Raw genomic sequence first — 15,676 nt, forward strand, 5'->3', positions numbered from 1 at the left:
CTCATGCTGAACTTCGAACTGCTCACCACCGACCCAACCAGCCACGCGCGCCGCGGCACGCTGACGCTCAACCACGGCAAGGTGCAGACGCCCATCTTCATGCCCGTGGGCACCTACGGCACCGTCAAGGGCGTGATGCCGCGCAGCCTCGAAGAGATGGGCGCGCAGATCATCCTGGGCAACACCTTCCACCTGTGGATGCGCCCCGGCCTGGACGTGATGGCGAGCTTCGGTGGCCTGCACCAGTTCGAGAAGTGGGACAAGCCGATCCTCACCGACTCGGGCGGCTTCCAGGTGTGGTCGCTGGGCGCGATGCGCAAGATCAGCGAGGAAGGCGTGAAGTTCGCGTCGCCGGTCAACGGCGACAAGCTCTTCCTCACGCCGGAGGTCTCGATGCAGATCCAGACCATCCTCAACAGCGACATCGTCATGCAGTTCGACGAATGCACGCCCTACGACACCAGCGGCCACATCACGACCGAGGCCGAGGCGCGCACGTCGATGGAACTGAGCCTGCGCTGGGCGGCACGCTGCAAGACCGAGTTCCAGAAACTGGAGAACCCGAACGCGCTGTTCGGCATCGTGCAGGGCGGCATGTTCGAGAACCTGCGCGAGGAATCGCTGGCCGCGCTGGTCGAGATGGACTTCCCAGGCTATGCGATTGGGGGGGTCAGTGTGGGCGAGCCCAAGGCCGAGATGCTGCACATCATGGGCCACACGCCGCACCGGTTGCCGGCCGACAAGCCGCGCTACCTGATGGGCGTGGGCACGCCCGAAGACCTGGTGCAGGGCGTCGCCGACGGCGTGGACATGTTCGACTGCGTGATGCCCACCCGCAATGCGCGCAACGGCACGATGTTCACCCGCTTCGGCGACCTGAAGATGCGCAACGCGCGCCACAAGATGGACCCGCAGCCGGTCGACCCGAGCTGCACCTGCCACGCCTGCGCAGGCACCTCGGGCGTCAGCTGGAACGACGGCGGCCGCGAAGGCTTCAGCCGCGCCTACCTGCACCACCTCGACCGCTGCGGCGAGATGCTCGGCCCGATGCTGTGCACCATCCACAACCTGCACTACTACCTGAACCTGATGCGCGAGATCCGCGAGGCGCTCGACGCCGGGCACTTCGCCGAGTTCCGGCAGCAGTTCAAGTCGGACCGCGCCCGCGGCGTGTGAACGGGTCGGCGGCGGCTATTTAGGGGTGGCGAGGAAAGGCTTGATCGGCAGCGGCGTGCTGTAGGGCTCGATGCGCAGCAGATCGCTTTTGAACACCGCGATCTGCCGCAGCGGCGCCTGCACCAGCGCACCGTCCGCCTCCTTGGCGGAGGCATATTGCCAAAGCGTGACCTGGCCCTTCTCGGCCAGCAGTGCGGCCAGCCGCTGCACCGCGGGCTCGCCGCCCCGGCCGAGCTGCTCGACGTCGACACCGACGACGATGTCGTCGCGCGGCGAGACGATCTTGAACAGCTTCACGCCGGCAGTGGCTTCGCCGTGCGCGGTCAGCGCCCAGGCGCTCGCCGAGACGAGGACGAGCCGCACCACGGCACGGCTGTAGGAAAAGGACATCGCAGGATCCCGTCGCATGGAAAGCCGGCAAGCGTAGGCGCGCACGCACGCGCTGCCCATTCGACGGAAGCCATACGCCGCTCGGCCCAGGCGCAAAAAAGCCCGTCGGCGACGGGCTTCGGGTGCAGGCGGGGGCGACTCAGTCGCGCAGTTCTGCCGGCAAGGTACCGCCGTTCGCGGCGATGCGGGTCATCACCTGTTTGTGCAGACCGATGTTCCACTCGGCCGAACCCGGCTCGCCATCGCTGTAGAGGATTTCGCCGGCCAGTTCCTTGCGCGCGGCAAGGCTGCTGTCCAGGCCGAGCAACTTGAGCAGATCGACGATCGACGTGCGCCAGTTCAGACCGGCAGCCCCCGGCATCGCATCCAGGATGGCCGGGACGTCGCCCAGCGGGATCGAGGGTGGCGGTGCCGGCGCCGCGGGCGCGCTGGCCGTAGGTGCAGGCGCCGGGGCGGCCTGGACTTCAGCCGCGTTGGCCGACGGAAAAATCTTGGAAAAAATCTTGCCGAAAATGCTCATGGGTACTCCTTGAATATCAGACTGGTTCTGTGAAACGCGGCGCCGGGCGCCGCACGAGCTTCTATCACGCAGGCAACGCGCCAGTCACTGTTGGCGGGTCCGAAAGTGTTTGCGTTTGTGCCGACGTGCCGCATGCGTGGCAGAACTTCGAGAAGGCGCTCTTGCGCGCATCGCAGGCGCCGCAGTGGTCGAACAGGCCGATGCCGCAGTGCGGGCAGAAGTCGATCGCCGGGTTTTTCAGGTCGACCGGCCGCTCGCAACCGGGGCACACGCTCTTGGCCAGGCGCGCCAGCGCAGTGTCGTAGCTCAACTCCTCGCGCCGCACGATGTCGGGCTGCGCCTCGGCCAGCTTCTGGCGCGCCAGGTAGCGGTTGAGCGCGACGATCGCATAACGCCCGACCAGCACCGTCAGCACGATGCCCACCACGTAGCGCACGTAGCCGCCGTAGCTCGGCAGGTAGGGCACCAGCTCGACGAAGAAGGCGAACAGCGCGAAGAAGATGAAGCCCCAGACGAAGGGCCAGTAGGTGCTCTTGCGCTTCTTCACGAAGAGCCAGCCGCCGATGAGCAGCAGGGGCAGCGTGAGCGCCAGCCGGTAGCCGAACACCCGCAGCTCGACGCGGCGGTATTCGGCACGCAGCTTCTCCTGCGCGTCGGCCTCCAGCACGGCGAGCTTCTGCTGCGCCGCCTCCTGCGCCTGGCGGGCATCGAGCGCGACCTGCTGCTGCGCGTCGACTTTCTGCTGCGCCTCGTCCTCCTTCGCCTTCAGTCCGTCGAGCGCACGGGTCCGCGCGATGAGTTCGGCGTCCTGGTCGGGCTGGGCGGTGGCACGGCGCGTCGCGACCCAGTTGCCGAAGGTCTCGCGGGCCGTGTGGCTGGCCTGCTGGGCGACCGACAGCTTCAGTTCGGCCTGCTCCAGCTCGCGGGCGGCCTGGCGTTCGGTGCGCTCGGCTTCGCGCACGCCGGCGCGCAAGGGCTCCGCCGCCGCGCGGTCGATGAAGTCGTCGAGTTGCAGGGCCCGTTCGACCTGCGGCAGGTCGCCCACCAGCGTGCCGCCGAGCCCGATCAGGAAGCTGGCGAACACCACCGCCACCAGCCACAGCCCGCGTCGAAACCATTTCTCCGAAAGTCGCAGAGATTTGCTCATGAATTCCTCCTCGTTGATCTACAGCCCGAGTGTGACCGGCGCCGCACCCAGCCCGCTGCGCTGCAGCCAGGCGAACACCGAATCGGCCGTGACGGTCTCGATGCGGTCGGAAAAGCGCTTGTCGTTCGGATGGTCGTCGAACGCGACGTTGGCCTTGCTCATGCGGCCGCCCAGCCGCGTGAGCGGGCCGAGCTTGAGCGTGGTCGGCGTGTAGCCCTTCAAGCGCAGCCACGCCTGCGCCTGGCCGCGGTCGGTGATGGTCGACGGCGCCATGGCCAGCGCCAGCGTCTCGATCACCCACTGGTTCGACTGCTGGTACCTGTCGGCCCAGGCATAGCTCACCAGGCTGTAGGCCGGCGTGTGCAGGCGCCCGATGCCATCGACCGGGGCCACGCCCAGCAGCGCGGACAGTTGCGCCTGCACGGCCGGTGTGGGCACCGACCACGCCGCCTCGTAGCGCCACGGGTCGTCGAGGAAGAACTCGCCCAGGCCCTGGCGATAGAGACCGGCCACGGCGGTGCCGCACTGGTTGAGCTTGTGCGCCACGCGCCACGGGCCGGCGTCGGTTTTGTAGGCGATGCCGACATGCGACCAGCGCAGCCCGTACTTGCCGAGATCCTGCCCGGCGCGCGCCAGCAGCACCACGCGCGCGCCGCTGGCGTCCAGCGCCTGCGCCGTGCGTTCGGCCAAGGTCAGGCCCTGCTGCACCTGCTGCGCCGTCGGACGCGCCGGCTCGCACGAGCGGCCCGCGTGCGATTCGGTCGGGAAGAGGAACAGCCCGGCCAGCACGACCGCCGCCACGAGCAGCGCGGTGCGCAGCGCCATCCGCATGCGCCAGGGCCAGCGCGCCGCCTTCACCGGGCGCCCGAAGTCGTCGTACCGGCCGAAGTTGGTGGGTGCGCGCGGGTTCACATCAGCCTCTCGTTGTGCAGCAGCGCGCGGCCGATGGTGTTGGGAATGAAGGCGATCATCTCGCCCGCGGCCGACAGCACGACACCGCTGCCGATCACGCCCACCGTGACGACGGTGCCGACCGCGATCGCGCTGCCCTGCGCGGCAGCGCCGGCGAGGTGAACACTGGCGCGGGCGCCGTCCGACGCGCGCGCCAGCAGGTAGACCGTGCCCTCGGCCGAGGCCTCGACCGCCACCACCGTGAGCGCCGCGCCGCCCACCGACAGGGCGACCGGCACGGCCACCACGGCACTGGCGGTGGCGCCCGCCACCGAGGCGGTGCCGACCACCGACGCCACCGGCAGCAGCGACAGGGCGGCAGAGGCTTCGCTCTGCGCCTGCGCCGAGAACACGGTGCAGGCGGCCAGCAGGGAAACGACAAACATCTTCTTCATGGGAGTGCTCCTGGGAAAGAGGGGGATGTCGCGCGTCATTCCGCGGCGCTGTCGGCGGCTCGCGCTTCGCGGCGGCCTTGCAGGCGGGCCTCGGCCAGGTCGGCCTCGTGGCGGTCGCGCAGCGTCTTGGCCAGGGTGAACGCTGCGCTGATGAGGAACAGCCAGCTCACGCCAAGGAAGGCCTTGTAGGTCTCGTGGATCTCCATGCGCAGCAGGCCCCAGCCGGTCAGCGCCATGGCCGTGAGGAAGCCGCCCCACACCACCAGCTTCCACATCGGCGTGTCGCCGGCGGAGCGGGACGCGCCGTGCTGGTTGTCGCGCACGAACTTCGCCAGCACGAACGCCGCCGACAGGCAGAACACGTAGCCCATCACCATGAAGGCGCGGTCGAGCGCCGCCCCGGGCAGCCAGCCCAGGCCGATGGCGCAGAGCGACACGGCGATGCCGAAGGAGGTCCAGACCTGGAACTGCCAGGCCCGCGTATCGCGCTGAAGGGAGACGGTGGCGGGAAGGTTTTGCATGAGAGCCTCGCGGCGTTGTGAAGGTGATCGGATGATCGACCTCAGCTTGCCGAAAAGGCGCATATCAATGCACCAGACCTCCTATGCAACGCCACCGGTACCGAATTTCGATACCGATGCGGCAGAACTCACATCCGCTGGAGGTCGTCCCGGGTGTAGGGGCGCTCGATGCCGGCCAGCCGGACGGCGATGGCTTCGAGCAGGTCCTGCGTGGGCGCCGGCGCGCCCGGCGTCTGGAACGCCAGCGGCAGCAACAGCCCGAGCAGCATCACCGGCCAGGGCGCCCGGGGTGCCGGCTGGCGGCGCACCAGCCACAGGAACGCGAGGCAGATCGCGATGCCCAGCAGCAGGCCCGCCGCCACTTCCGACACCGAGTGCGCGAAGATCGCCAGGCGCGAGGCGCCGATGGCCGCGCCCAGGGCCCAGCCGGCCGCCACCGCCACGCGGCGCACGGCGGGCGACCGCCGCGCCGCGACCATCCAGAGGGCCACCGACCACACGCTGGTGCTGATCGCCGTGTGGCCGCTGAACCCGGTGAAGTTGAAACGCGCGCTGCCGAGGCCCCAACCCATGAAGGCCAGCTTCGACGCCACGATCAGCGCGCCGCCGACACCGAAGGCCAGGCTCCAGCTGAAGGCGGTCCAGCGTCCGCCACCGGGCGACAGCCACAGCAGCAGCACGATCAGCACCGACGCCGGCAGCAGCAGGCCGCTGTCGCCCAGCCAGGTGAAGGCGTGCCAGTACGCCGGCGGCACCGCGCCGAGAGCGCCCCAGAAAGCGTCGCGCAGCCCCGCCATCAATTGGCGAGGAGCCCGCTCACGCGCGACTGAAGCGACTCGGGCTGCACCTCGGGCCCGGGCACGGCGGGGCCGACATGCAGACCCACGCGGCTGAACAGCCCGCGGCGGAAGGGCCGCACCATCGCGACGTTCTGGCCGTCGCGCCGCTCGATGCGGCTGAAGAAGGAGCCCCACAGGTTGGTGAGCGCCATCGGGATCACGGGCGGGTCGATGCCCTCTTCACGCGCAGCCGCGAGGATCTTCATCACGCCGCCCTTGAAGGGCTGCAGCGTGCCGTCGCGGGTGATGGCGCCCTCGGGGAAGATGGCAAGCAGGTCGCCCTCGCGCAGCACGTCGACCGCCTGCGCAAAGGCGCGCTCGTAGGCAACGGGGTCGTCCTTCTGCGGCGCGATCGGGATCGCCTTGGCCAGCCTGAAGAGCCCGCCCAGCACCGGCACGCGGAAGATGCGGTGGTCCATGATGAAGCGGATCGGCCGCGGGCTGGCCGCCATCAGCAGCACCGCGTCGATGAAGCTCACGTGGTTGCACACCAGCACCGCCGCGCCCTCGGTCGGGATGTGCTCGTCGCCGCGGATGCGGAAGCGGTAGATGAAGTGCGACAGCAGCCAGGACACGAAGCGCAGCAGGTATTCCGGCACCAGCATGAAGATGTAGAAGGCCACCACCGCGTTGGCGATGCCGGTGAACAGGAATATCTGCGGGATGGTGAAGCCGGCCTTGAGCAACGCGCCGGCGATGACCGAGCTGGCGATCATGAAGAGCGCGTTGAGGATGTTGTTCGCCGCGATGATGCGGGCGCGGTGCGTCGGCTGGCTGCGCAGCTGGATCAGCGCGTACATCGGCACGCTGTAGAGCCCGGCGAAGAGCGACAGCAGGCCGAGGTCGGCCATCACGCGCCAGTGCGCCGCCTGCGCCACGAACGCGCCCAGGCCCATCTCCGGCACCGCGGGCAGGCCGCGCGAGGCGAAGTACAGATCGATCGCGAACACGCTCATGCCGATGGCGCCGAGCGGCACCAGGCCGATCTCGACCTGGCGGCGGCTCAATGTTTCGCACAGCAGCGACCCGATGCCGATGCCGATCGAGAACACCACCAAGAGCAGCGAGGCGACCTGCTCGTTGCCGTGCAGCACCTCCTTGGCGAAGCTCGGGAACTGGCTCAGGAAGACGGCGCCGAAGAACCACATCCACGAGATGCCCAGCAGCGAGCGGAACACCACGATGTTGCCGTGCGCCAGCGTGAGGTTGCGCCAGGTTTCGCTGAAGGGGTTCCAGTTGATGACCAGGCCCGGGTCGGTGGCGGGCGCCGGGGGAATCGCCTGCGCCACGCCGCGCCCCACCAGCGCCAGCCCCACGCACGCCGCTGCCACCGTCGTGTGGCCGACGCCCGGCAGCGCCACCAGCAGGCCACCGGCCACCTGCCCGAGCAGGATGGCGACGAAGGTGCCCATCTCGACCATGCCGTTGCCGCCGGTGAGCTCGCGCGCGTCGAGCACCTGCGGCAGGTAGGCGAACTTGACCGGGCCGAACAGCGTGGAATGCAGCCCCATGAGGAACACGCAGCCCAGCAGCACCACCGCATCGGCCCGCACGAAACCCCAGGCAGCGATCGCCATGATGGCGATCTCGAGGTTCTTGACGACGCGAATCATCTTCGTCTTGTCGAACTTGTCGGTCAGCTGCCCGGCGGTGGCCGAGAACAGCAGGAAGGGCAGGATGAACAGTGCGCCGATCGCCAGGCCCGCCATGGCCGGCGGCATCCAGCTCAGCTGGAGCTGGTAGGTCACCATCACGGTGAAGGCAAACTTGAAGAGGTTGTCGTTGGCCGCGCCGGCGAACTGCGTCCAGAAGAAGGGGGCGAAGCGCCGCTGGCCCAGCAGGGCGAACTGGTTCGCGTGGACGTCGGTCGAAGCAGCAGCGGCGGGTGTTGTCATTCGAATGTCCCTGTCGGGGCTCCTCGGACCGTCATGGCAGTGGCGCGTGGATTGTGCCGCAGGGCCCGGCAGGTCAGCCCGTCGACCGCCTGCAACACCGGCCAGGCCGCGCAGGCCGCGACCAGGTGCTTGAGCGTGTGGCCCGAGACGACCTGCCCGGTCGCCTCGAAGATCCAGTGATCGCCCAGCTCAAGGACTTTGGCCACGGCATAGAAGAAGATGACCGCACCGAGCCTGAGGCCCATCGCGCCCGGCACCGGCCGCAGCAGGGCGAGCCCCAGCACCAGCGCCATGCCGCCGAACTGGACCACGGCCCATGGCAGCACATCGCCACGCTCGTGGTAGACCGTCACTGCCATCAGACCGCCTGCGAAGGCGACGCAGGCGGCCGGCCAGCCGGCGCGCAGGCTCACCCGCTCGCACACCGCCAGGCCGAGGATGCCGGCGAAGGCGATCGCCATGCCGGCGCGGTCGGCCGCGAGCCGCAGCGCGTCGGGTTGCAGGTGATAGAAGACCGAACCGGCCGCGGTGAAGATCAAGCCCGCGAAGAACAGCCAGGCGCAGTCCAGCGCGGCGGTCGAGCGCAGGCGCTCGTGCAGGGTGTCGAAGCGCCGCAGCCGCCACAGGCCCCAGAGGCCGAAGGCCGCGAAGGGCAGGTTGCTCAGCACGTCCATCGCGAAAGGCAGGCCGCGCCAGGCGCGCGCATCCGCAAAACCGGCACCTGCCGCTGAGGGGTCCGGCACGGCCGGCCCCAAGCAGGCGATCAGCACGAAGGCCGCGACGAGCCAGAGCAGCGCGCGCTCACGCCCCTCCAGCGGCGGGAGCTGCGGCGCCAGGCGTTGGAACAGCGGCCAGGTCGGAAAGCGCTTGGATCGGTTCATGGGGGACTCCGGTGGTGCGGTGGGAGCGGAATCTAGTTGCCACCGGCACAATTTGGCATCGAAAATCGATACGGTCTGTCAATCCAAGCCGACCGGTATCGAAAATCAGTACCAAGGACCCGTTTCCCATGAGCACCACCGTCGACCTCGTCCAGGCCGTGAAGAACGAACTCAAAAGCGCCCGCATGACCTACGCCGACCTGGCGCGCGGTCTGGGCATGGCCGAATCCAGCGTCAAGCGGATGCTTGCCAAGGGCGACATGCCACTCAGCCGGGTCGACGCGATCTGCCGGGCGCTCAAGATCGACTTCGCCGAACTGGCCCGCCGCGTGGCCGACGCCCAGCCGCTGCTGCGCGAGTTGACGCAGGAGCAGGAGAAGGCGGTGGTGCGCGACAAGAAGCTGCTGCTGGTGGCGATCAACGTGCTGAGCCAGTGGACGCTGGAGCAGATCGTGGCGGCCTACCGCATCACCGAGGCCGAGTGCATCACCTGCCTGGTGCAGCTCGATCGCATCGGCATCATCGAGCTGCGACCGCTCAACCGCTACCGGCTCAAGCTGGCCAAGACCTTCCGCTGGCGGCCGCACGGCCCGGTGATGGACTTCTTTCGCGAGAACGTGGTGCTCGACTACTACCGCGGTGGCTTCGACGGCCCGGCCGAGGGCCTGCTGCTGGTGCACGGCTCGATCAGCCGGGCGCTGGCGCCGTCCTTCCTCGAGCGGCTGCAGCGGGTGGCGCAGGATTTCGCGCAGCAGCATCAGACCGATCAGAAGCTATCGCCCAACGACCGCGAGGGCTACACCCTGCTGCTGGGCATGCGCAACTGGGAGTTCGAGGCCTTCACCCGCTTGCGCCGCAGCGACGCCAAACCCGCCAAGACGGGTCGAGAACCCTGAAAACAACACCCGACCATAGGCCGAATGGCCAGTCGCGCCAAATTGTCAACAAGGGTAAACTCTAGGCCTGCAGGAGAGCGGGTGTTCCCACCCCACCGTACGCGCAAACTCCCATGAACGCCGAGGTGAACCGCATTGCCGGTTCGATGACTGCGTCTATTGATCTAGCCGTCTGGAGAGCCATCGCCCTGGCGCGATGCACCGAAGGAGCAACCCCGCCGCACGTCGCTGCGGGCGAATCTCTCAGGTACCAAGGACAGAGGGAGCGGCAACCCGAACCCCGGATGCGACCAGCGGCCACATGGCTTGTCGTGCATCCGCCGTTTGTGCCATCCCACAAGGATTTGGACCATGCGCGTGATTGTTCTGGGCGGCGGGCTGCTTGGCGTCGCGTCGGCCTACTACCTCCAGCAACTCGGCCACGAGGTGACCGTGATCGACCGCCACGGCACGCCCGCGGCCAAGGTCCGGGGCCTGGTCGACACGCCCACGCCTGCCGGCCCCCTGCCCGCCCAACGTCCCGGCACCTTGTGGCGCTCCGCGTTCGAGCGCGTGCGCAACCGCGTGCATGGCTGGACCGGCTACCTGACCGGCACTGCCCATCGGCCCACGGAACGCATGGAACACCTGGCGCGCCTGGGCGCCTACAGCCGTGAAAGCGTGCGTGCGCTGGGTCGCGAGGCGGGCGTGACGCAGTCGCCGCAAGGCGCAGGCTGGATGCGGATCTACACCGACGCCGAGGCCTTCGCGCAATTCGCGCGCAGCGTGCCGCGCCTCCATGCGCTGGGCTGTGTGCTGCACCTGCTTTCGGCGGACGAGGCCCTGCGCATCGAGCCCTCACTCGAACCCCTGCGCGGCCAACTCGCCGGTGCCGCCTTCACGCGCGAAGGCACGTCGTCCGACGCCGCCGGTTTCGTCGGCAGCGCCATCTTCATGTGCCGTGCCGCCGGGGTTCACTTCCTCATGAACCACACGGTGACCCGGTTGCATGCGCGCGAGGGCCGGATCGACCACGTGGAACTGCGCAACGCCGACGACGAACGCACCACGCTGCGGGCCGACGCTTATGTGATGGCGCTGGGCAGCGGCAGCGCACCGCTGGCGCAGGAACTGGGCGTGCCGCTGCGGCTGCGGCTGGTCCACGAGCATTCGGTGCTGCTGCCGCTGAAGAACCCGGCACGGGCCCCGCAGGTCATGCTGCAGGACCTGGGCAGCCGGCTGCGCCTGCAGCGCGTCACGACGCCGGACGGCGACCGCCTGCGGGTATGGACGACGGTGCGGGCCGGGAGCGCCGCTGCCGCGCTGCGCGACGACGTGCGGCTGGCGCGCATGCTCGCGCGGGTCGAGACCTTGCTCCCCGGCCTGGTCGATACGCGCGGCGCGGTGCTGACCACCACCCCCTATGCACGCAGTGCCAGCGGCCTGCCGCTGATCGGCCGCACCCGCATGCGCAACCTGTTCCTGAACGTCGCACCGGGCGCACCCGGCTGGATCCACGCCTGCGGCGCCGGCAAGTCGATCGCCCGCATCGTCAGCGGGATGTCGCCCGAGGTCGAATTTGCCTTCGCGAAGGGCTAGGCGACGAAGACGGTCAGCACGCCGGTGTAGCCGTACACGTGGTGGCGGGCGATCTCGCCGGCCGCGAAGAAGCCGACGAGCGGCACGTCGCCCAGCGCATGCCGCACGATCTGCATCTCGGCATTGGGGGCGCCGAAGTGCGGCCCGCCCCGGCCCGAGCAGCTGACATACACCGCACCGGCCACCCGGCGCGCCGGATGCGGCGCCGCCTCGGCTTCGCCGGCGGCCACCGCGCGTGCGGTCGCCAGCGTCTGCTCCTCGGGCTCGAGTTCCTCGCGGATCTCGGCGCAGATGCGCATCAGGTCGGCCCGCGCGGCCTGCGCGTTGCGCCGGCAGAAACTCATGCGCATGCCGGCTTCGGCCACGTCGGCGATCGCGATGCCGCGGCGCGTCGGGTCGAGCCCGATGATGTGGCGCACCAGCACGTCGGCCCCGAGGTCGCCGGTGCGGCGGATGCCGTCGCTGCCCGCGTCGACCAGGCCCACCAGCGTCGCGCGCACCGCTTCGATCGCGGCCTGCGGCTCGTCGAGCGACACCTGCAGCTCGGCCAGCAGCACGTCGAGCGCCGGCTCGCCGTCGAGCGTGAGCAGCAGGTTGCCGTCGGCCTCGGTGATCTCGCGTTCGCGCGACACCGGCTGGCAGCCCTGCGTGACGCGCGACACCAGCCGCACGCCTTCGCCGAACAGCACGCCCGACATGCCCCCCGAGAAAACGCCGCCGGCCGCGCCGTGGCCACGGATGTTGCCGTTGCCCCCGATCGCGAACTGCAGCGATTCGTCGCGCCCCGACGAGAGGCCGCCGAACAGGTAGCCGGTGTCGGTGCGACCGGCCATCTCGCCCACCAGTTCGGCGAGCTCGTGCGTGCGCGGGTCGGCATGGACCAGCGCCGTATGCGCCTCGAAGCCGGCCATCTCGGAACTGCCCAGCGGCGCCACGCCGGAGAACACGCGGTACTGGTCGCTGGGCAGCGCGCACAGCATCAGGCTGAGTGCGGGCTCGTCGAAGTACTCGGCGTTGTTGGCCGCCACGCCGACGGCGACGGTGCCGGACCAGTCGGTCACCTCCGGCAGTTCGGCGCTGAGGTGGTCGAGGATCTCCTGCGCGTCGTCCGCGTAGTGGTCGGTGATGTAGAGCAGGCCCAGCGTCGGCGCGGAGGCGTAGTCGGGCAGCGCCATCTGCGCGCGCACCTGGGCCAGGGCGAGGCCGGCCGCCATGAGCCATTGCGGATGGGTGGCGTGGCCGGTGGGAAAGAGTTTCATGCGCGGGGTCCGGAATGTTCGGGAGGGGCGCAAGGCGGCGTCATCGGCTCCGTGAGCGCGATGCGGCCGGCGTCTTGCGCGCGGTGGTCTTGGTGGTCTTCTTCGCTGCGGCCTTCTTCGCCGTGGTGCGCTTCGCGGCGGCCGGCCGGGCGGCCGGTGCGCCAGCCGCGCCAGGCATCTTCAGCTGTCCGGCGTCCTCCACGGCGGTCTGGGCGATCTGCTGGAACTGTTGCGTGAGCGCGTTCCACCACTGCAGCGGGTCGACCACGCCGGGCTTGGCCGCGGTGCTCTTGCCGATCTTGGGCACGGACTCGGCCGGCGACGGTTCGGCCTCGGCCTGTTCGGGAGCGGCCGCCTCGGCGGGTGCGCTCGGCGGTGCCGGCGGGGGTTCCACCGGCTCCGCAACGGCAGCCGTGCGGGTAAAGGCCTTCGCCAGGTCTTCCATCTGCACGTTCATGCCGCGCAGGGTCGACAGCGTCATCTTCTGCACCTCGAGCGCCTGGATGGTCGCCTTGAGCGCATGGCCGTTCTGCTCGAGCCAGTACTGCACCGTCTTGAGTTCCTGGATGCGCTTGTCGACCTCTTCGACCGACAGCGTCGGGGCCACCCAGTTCGACAGGCTGGGCAGGCCGGGAACGGCGCCGCCGCCCGGGTTCGCGCCGCCGGCGAGGTTCTTCAGGAAGTCGAAGCCCGGGACAAACTGGCTGAAGGCGAAAGGGGATGTCGCATCGTTCATGGGTGTCTCCGGCTGTGGGCTCGCCAGCTTACTCCAGGGTGCCCGCAGCGCCGTCGGCGATCAGTGCTTGTGCATGTGCGCCGGGGCCGCGCCGGCGGGCGCCGCCGAGCGCACCGGCGCGTTCAGCGACAGCGTGCTCTTCGCGCCCTGCGCATCCTGGAACTGCAGCGTCAGCGGGACCGTCGTGTCCTTGGCGATCGGCTGCTTCAGGTCCATCAGCATCAGGTGGTAACCGCCGGGCTTGAGCTCGACCGTCTTGTGCTCCGGCAGGTCGAGGCCGGCGACGGCGCGCATGCGCATGGTGTCGCCTTCCATCTTCATCTCGTGCACCTCGGCCACGGCGGCAACCGGCGTCGTGACGCCGACCAGGCGCAGGCCGGCGTGCGACGTGAGCTTCATGAAGGCGCCGGTGCCGCTCTGGCCCGGCACGGCGGCGCGGACCCAGGCGTCCTGCACCTCGACCGGCGCGGCCGGTTGGGCAAGTGTCGACACGCCCGTGGCGGCGAGCGCCATGCACAGCGCGGCGCGGCGCAGCGAGGGGAAGAAAGTCATGCAGGTCTCCAGGAATTCAGAAGGCAGACGGTCCGAGTCGAAGGCGCTGCGCGAGTTCAACCAAGCCGTCTCGTGGTGGGCCGCCAAAGTCTATCGGCACCGGCGACAACGCCCGCGCGACTGATAATCCGCCGCATGAAATGCATCCCGCACCGCACCTGAGCGCCTGCCGTGACCTACACCTTCGCCTCCGCCACGGTCTTGCTGCTGCTCATCTGCGACCCGCTGGGCAACATCCCCATCTTCGCCAACGCGCTGCGGCACGTGGCGCCCGAGCGGCGCGCGGGCGTGATCCTGCGCGAGGTGCTGATCGCCTTCGTGCTGTTGCTGGCCTTCATGTTCGTCGGCGACAGCTTCCTGCGCGTGATGGGGCTGTCGGGCCTGTCGCTGCAGATCGCGGGGGCGGTGGTGCTCTTTCTCATCGCGCTGCGCATGATCTTCCCGAACCACACCGCCTACGAGAGCACCGACACGCGCGAGCCGCTGATCGTGCCGCTCGCCATTCCCGCCCTGGCCGGCCCGTCGGCGCTGGCCACCGTGATGCTGCTGGTGTCGCAGGCGCCGGAACGTCGGCTCGAATGGATCGCCGCGCTCAGCGTGACCATGGCCGTCTGCGCGCTGGTGCTGGTGCTGTCCGACCGCATCCAGCGCCTGATCGGCGACCGGGTGGTGCTGGCGCTCGAACGGCTGATGGGGCTGATCCTGGTGGCGGTCGCGGTGGAGATGATGATCCGCGGCCTCAAGTCGCTGGCACTGGAGATGGGCCGATGAGCACGCGCGGCTTCGTGGCCCGCGCGGCCGTCCTGCTGCTGGCGCTGTCCGGCGCCGCCGCGCATGCCGTGCAGGACTGCGAGCTCAACGGCGAGCGCGTCAACCCGGCCAACGGCAACACGACGCAGGGCAAGACCGGCGTGATGCGCTGCAAGGACCGCGACAGCGGCGAACTGCAGCGCGAGCAGGAGCTGCGCAACGGCGTCTTCATGGGCGCGGTGCGCTACTACGACCGCGGCAAGCTGGCCAAGGAACACAGCGTGAACGCCAAGGGCAACCTGCACGGCCGCGCCCGCGAGTTCTACCCCGACGGCCAGCTGCTGCGCGAGGCGACCTACGACGACGGGCACGAGCTCGGCCTGGTGCGCAGCTTTCACCCCAACGGCCAGTTGCGCCGGGTCGCGTTCTACGGCGATCCGGGCGGCGAGCGCGCGTCGGCCGAGTTCACGCCGACGGGCCAGCTGTCGGCGCTGCGCTGCGCCGACAAGGCGGTGCTCGCGCCGGCGGCGGACGATGCGCGGCTGTGCGGCTTCAGCGGCAGCACGCCATCGCAGGTCGAGCTGTTCGACGCCAAGGGCGGCCTGCGCGCACGCCTGGCCTTCGCGGCCGGCAAGCGGGTGCGCAGCGAGCGCCTCTACGACAACGGCAAGCCCGAATCGATCGACGAGCTCGCGGGCAACCAACGCGTCGAGCAGCGCTTCTCGTCCGAAGGCGTCAAGCGCTACGAGTTGGCGGCGCTGGTGGTCGAGCGCGGCAGCGTGAAGCAGCGCGAGGCCGAGTACTCGGAGCGCGGGTCGCTGGTGCGCGAGCAGCGCTGGAACCCGGCCGGCGCGGCGCTCAGCGACAACAGCTTCTACCTCAACGGCCAGCCGCGCAGCACCACCGTCTACAGCGGCGAGGGCCTGGCGCGCGTGGCCGACATCACTGAATTCCACGACAACGGCCAGCGCGCCGCACAGGGCCGATTCAGCGCCCCCGCACCGCGCGGCCGCCTGCTGCCGGTGGGCCTGCACCGTCGCTTCGACGAAGCGGGCCGCCTGCAGAGCGAGTCGGCCTACGACGACAAGGGCCGCGTCATGCGCGAGCGCACCTGGGACGCCCACGGCCAGCCCGACCGCGACGACGAGGTGTTCCCGGACGGCTCGCGGCGGGCGTACGCGAAGTAGGCA

17 protein-coding genes and 1 riboswitch are annotated in these 15,676 nt (G+C 69.6%); of the genes, 5 read left to right on the plus strand and 12 right to left on the minus strand.

The genetic code is table 11. The features are described 5' to 3' along the window. Positions 1-3 precede the first annotated feature (3 nt). Positions 4-1,176 (plus strand): tRNA guanosine(34) transglycosylase Tgt, encoded by a 1,173-nt coding sequence (gene tgt / locus ACSFA2_RS12580; protein WP_435455659.1) that lies wholly within the window; start codon positions 4-6, stop codon positions 1,174-1,176. A gap of 15 nt (positions 1,177-1,191) precedes the next feature. Here tgt and ACSFA2_RS12585 read toward each other — a convergent pair whose 3' ends face one another. From ACSFA2_RS12585 to ACSFA2_RS12625, 9 genes are all read right to left on the minus strand, one after another. After that, positions 1,192-1,566: a hypothetical protein gene (locus tag ACSFA2_RS12585; protein WP_435455660.1), complete on the minus strand. Its 375-nt coding sequence runs from the start codon at positions 1,564-1,566 to the stop codon at positions 1,192-1,194. Positions 1,567-1,705: 139 nt separating this feature from the next. Beyond that, positions 1,706-2,086: a DUF3597 domain-containing protein gene (locus ACSFA2_RS12590; RefSeq protein ID WP_435455661.1), complete on the minus strand. Its 381-nt coding sequence runs from the start codon at positions 2,084-2,086 to the stop codon at positions 1,706-1,708. A 64-nt stretch (positions 2,087-2,150) separates the two neighbouring features. Beyond that, positions 2,151-3,233, minus strand: coding sequence for a serine endopeptidase (locus ACSFA2_RS12595; protein ID WP_435455662.1), 1,083 nt, complete (start codon positions 3,231-3,233; stop codon positions 2,151-2,153). Between the two features lie 18 nt (positions 3,234-3,251). Continuing rightward, positions 3,252-4,064 (minus strand): DUF2145 domain-containing protein, encoded by an 813-nt coding sequence (locus ACSFA2_RS12600; protein ID WP_435455886.1) that lies wholly within the window; start codon positions 4,062-4,064, stop codon positions 3,252-3,254. 77 nt (positions 4,065-4,141) lie between these two features. Continuing rightward, positions 4,142-4,579 (minus strand): hypothetical protein, encoded by a 438-nt coding sequence (locus tag ACSFA2_RS12605; RefSeq protein ID WP_435455663.1) that lies wholly within the window; start codon positions 4,577-4,579, stop codon positions 4,142-4,144. Positions 4,580-4,614: 35 nt separating this feature from the next. Further along, the gene (locus tag ACSFA2_RS12610) at positions 4,615-5,100 is read right to left on the minus strand and encodes a YiaA/YiaB family inner membrane protein (protein WP_435455664.1); all 486 of its coding nucleotides are present in this window, start codon (positions 5,098-5,100) and stop codon (positions 4,615-4,617) included. Between the two features lie 128 nt (positions 5,101-5,228). After that, positions 5,229-5,897, minus strand: a complete 669-nt coding sequence (locus ACSFA2_RS12615; RefSeq protein ID WP_435455665.1) for a phosphatase PAP2 family protein — start codon at positions 5,895-5,897, stop codon at positions 5,229-5,231. After that, complete coding sequence (locus ACSFA2_RS12620) at positions 5,897-7,834, minus strand: MFS transporter (protein WP_435455666.1); 1,938 nt, start codon at positions 7,832-7,834, stop codon at positions 5,897-5,899. Before ACSFA2_RS12620 ends, ACSFA2_RS12615 begins: the two co-directional genes overlap by 1 nt. Then, complete coding sequence (locus ACSFA2_RS12625) at positions 7,831-8,715, minus strand: hypothetical protein (protein ID WP_435455667.1); 885 nt, start codon at positions 8,713-8,715, stop codon at positions 7,831-7,833. The genes ACSFA2_RS12620 and ACSFA2_RS12625 overlap by 4 nt, the downstream gene beginning before the upstream one ends. 128 nt (positions 8,716-8,843) lie before the next feature. On the opposite strand from ACSFA2_RS12625, the gene ACSFA2_RS12630 reads away from it, so the two are divergent. Continuing rightward, positions 8,844-9,611, plus strand: coding sequence for a helix-turn-helix domain-containing protein (locus ACSFA2_RS12630; protein WP_435455668.1), 768 nt, complete (start codon positions 8,844-8,846; stop codon positions 9,609-9,611). A gap of 162 nt (positions 9,612-9,773) precedes the next feature. Then, a riboswitch (glycine riboswitch) is annotated at positions 9,774-9,881 on the plus strand. An 81-nt stretch (positions 9,882-9,962) separates the two neighbouring features. Then, positions 9,963-11,189 carry an FAD-dependent oxidoreductase gene (locus ACSFA2_RS12635; RefSeq protein WP_435455669.1) on the plus strand — a complete coding sequence of 409 codons (1,227 nt, stop codon included), beginning with the start codon at positions 9,963-9,965 and terminating at the stop codon, positions 11,187-11,189. Here the strand turns inward: ACSFA2_RS12635 and ACSFA2_RS12640 are convergent. Genes ACSFA2_RS12640 through ACSFA2_RS12650 form a run of 3 tightly spaced genes read right to left on the minus strand, consistent with a single transcriptional unit; the run spans position 11,186 to position 13,736 of the window. Continuing rightward, positions 11,186-12,448 carry an FIST signal transduction protein gene (locus ACSFA2_RS12640; RefSeq protein ID WP_435455670.1) on the minus strand — a complete coding sequence of 421 codons (1,263 nt, stop codon included), beginning with the start codon at positions 12,446-12,448 and terminating at the stop codon, positions 11,186-11,188. The genes ACSFA2_RS12635 and ACSFA2_RS12640 overlap by 4 nt on opposite strands. A 40-nt stretch (positions 12,449-12,488) precedes the next feature. Further along, on the minus strand, positions 12,489-13,184 hold the full coding sequence (locus ACSFA2_RS12645; RefSeq protein ID WP_435455671.1) for a PhaM family polyhydroxyalkanoate granule multifunctional regulatory protein: 696 nt from the start codon (positions 13,182-13,184) through the stop codon (positions 12,489-12,491). Positions 13,185-13,244: 60 nt separating this feature from the next. Further along, complete coding sequence (locus ACSFA2_RS12650) at positions 13,245-13,736, minus strand: copper chaperone PCu(A)C (protein ID WP_435455672.1); 492 nt, start codon at positions 13,734-13,736, stop codon at positions 13,245-13,247. A 171-nt stretch (positions 13,737-13,907) separates the two neighbouring features. Between ACSFA2_RS12650 and ACSFA2_RS12655 the strand changes: the two genes are divergently transcribed. Continuing rightward, on the plus strand, positions 13,908-14,507 hold the full coding sequence (locus ACSFA2_RS12655; RefSeq protein WP_435455673.1) for a MarC family protein: 600 nt from the start codon (positions 13,908-13,910) through the stop codon (positions 14,505-14,507). Next, entirely contained in the window at positions 14,504-15,673 is a 1,170-nt protein-coding gene (locus ACSFA2_RS12660; RefSeq protein ID WP_435455674.1) for a toxin-antitoxin system YwqK family antitoxin, read from the plus strand. The genes ACSFA2_RS12655 and ACSFA2_RS12660 overlap by 4 nt, the downstream gene beginning before the upstream one ends. Positions 15,674-15,676 lie beyond the last annotated feature (3 nt).

This window comes from Variovorax cryoconiti, assembly GCF_051216395.1.
Lineage (GTDB): Bacteria > Pseudomonadota > Gammaproteobacteria > Burkholderiales > Burkholderiaceae_C > Variovorax.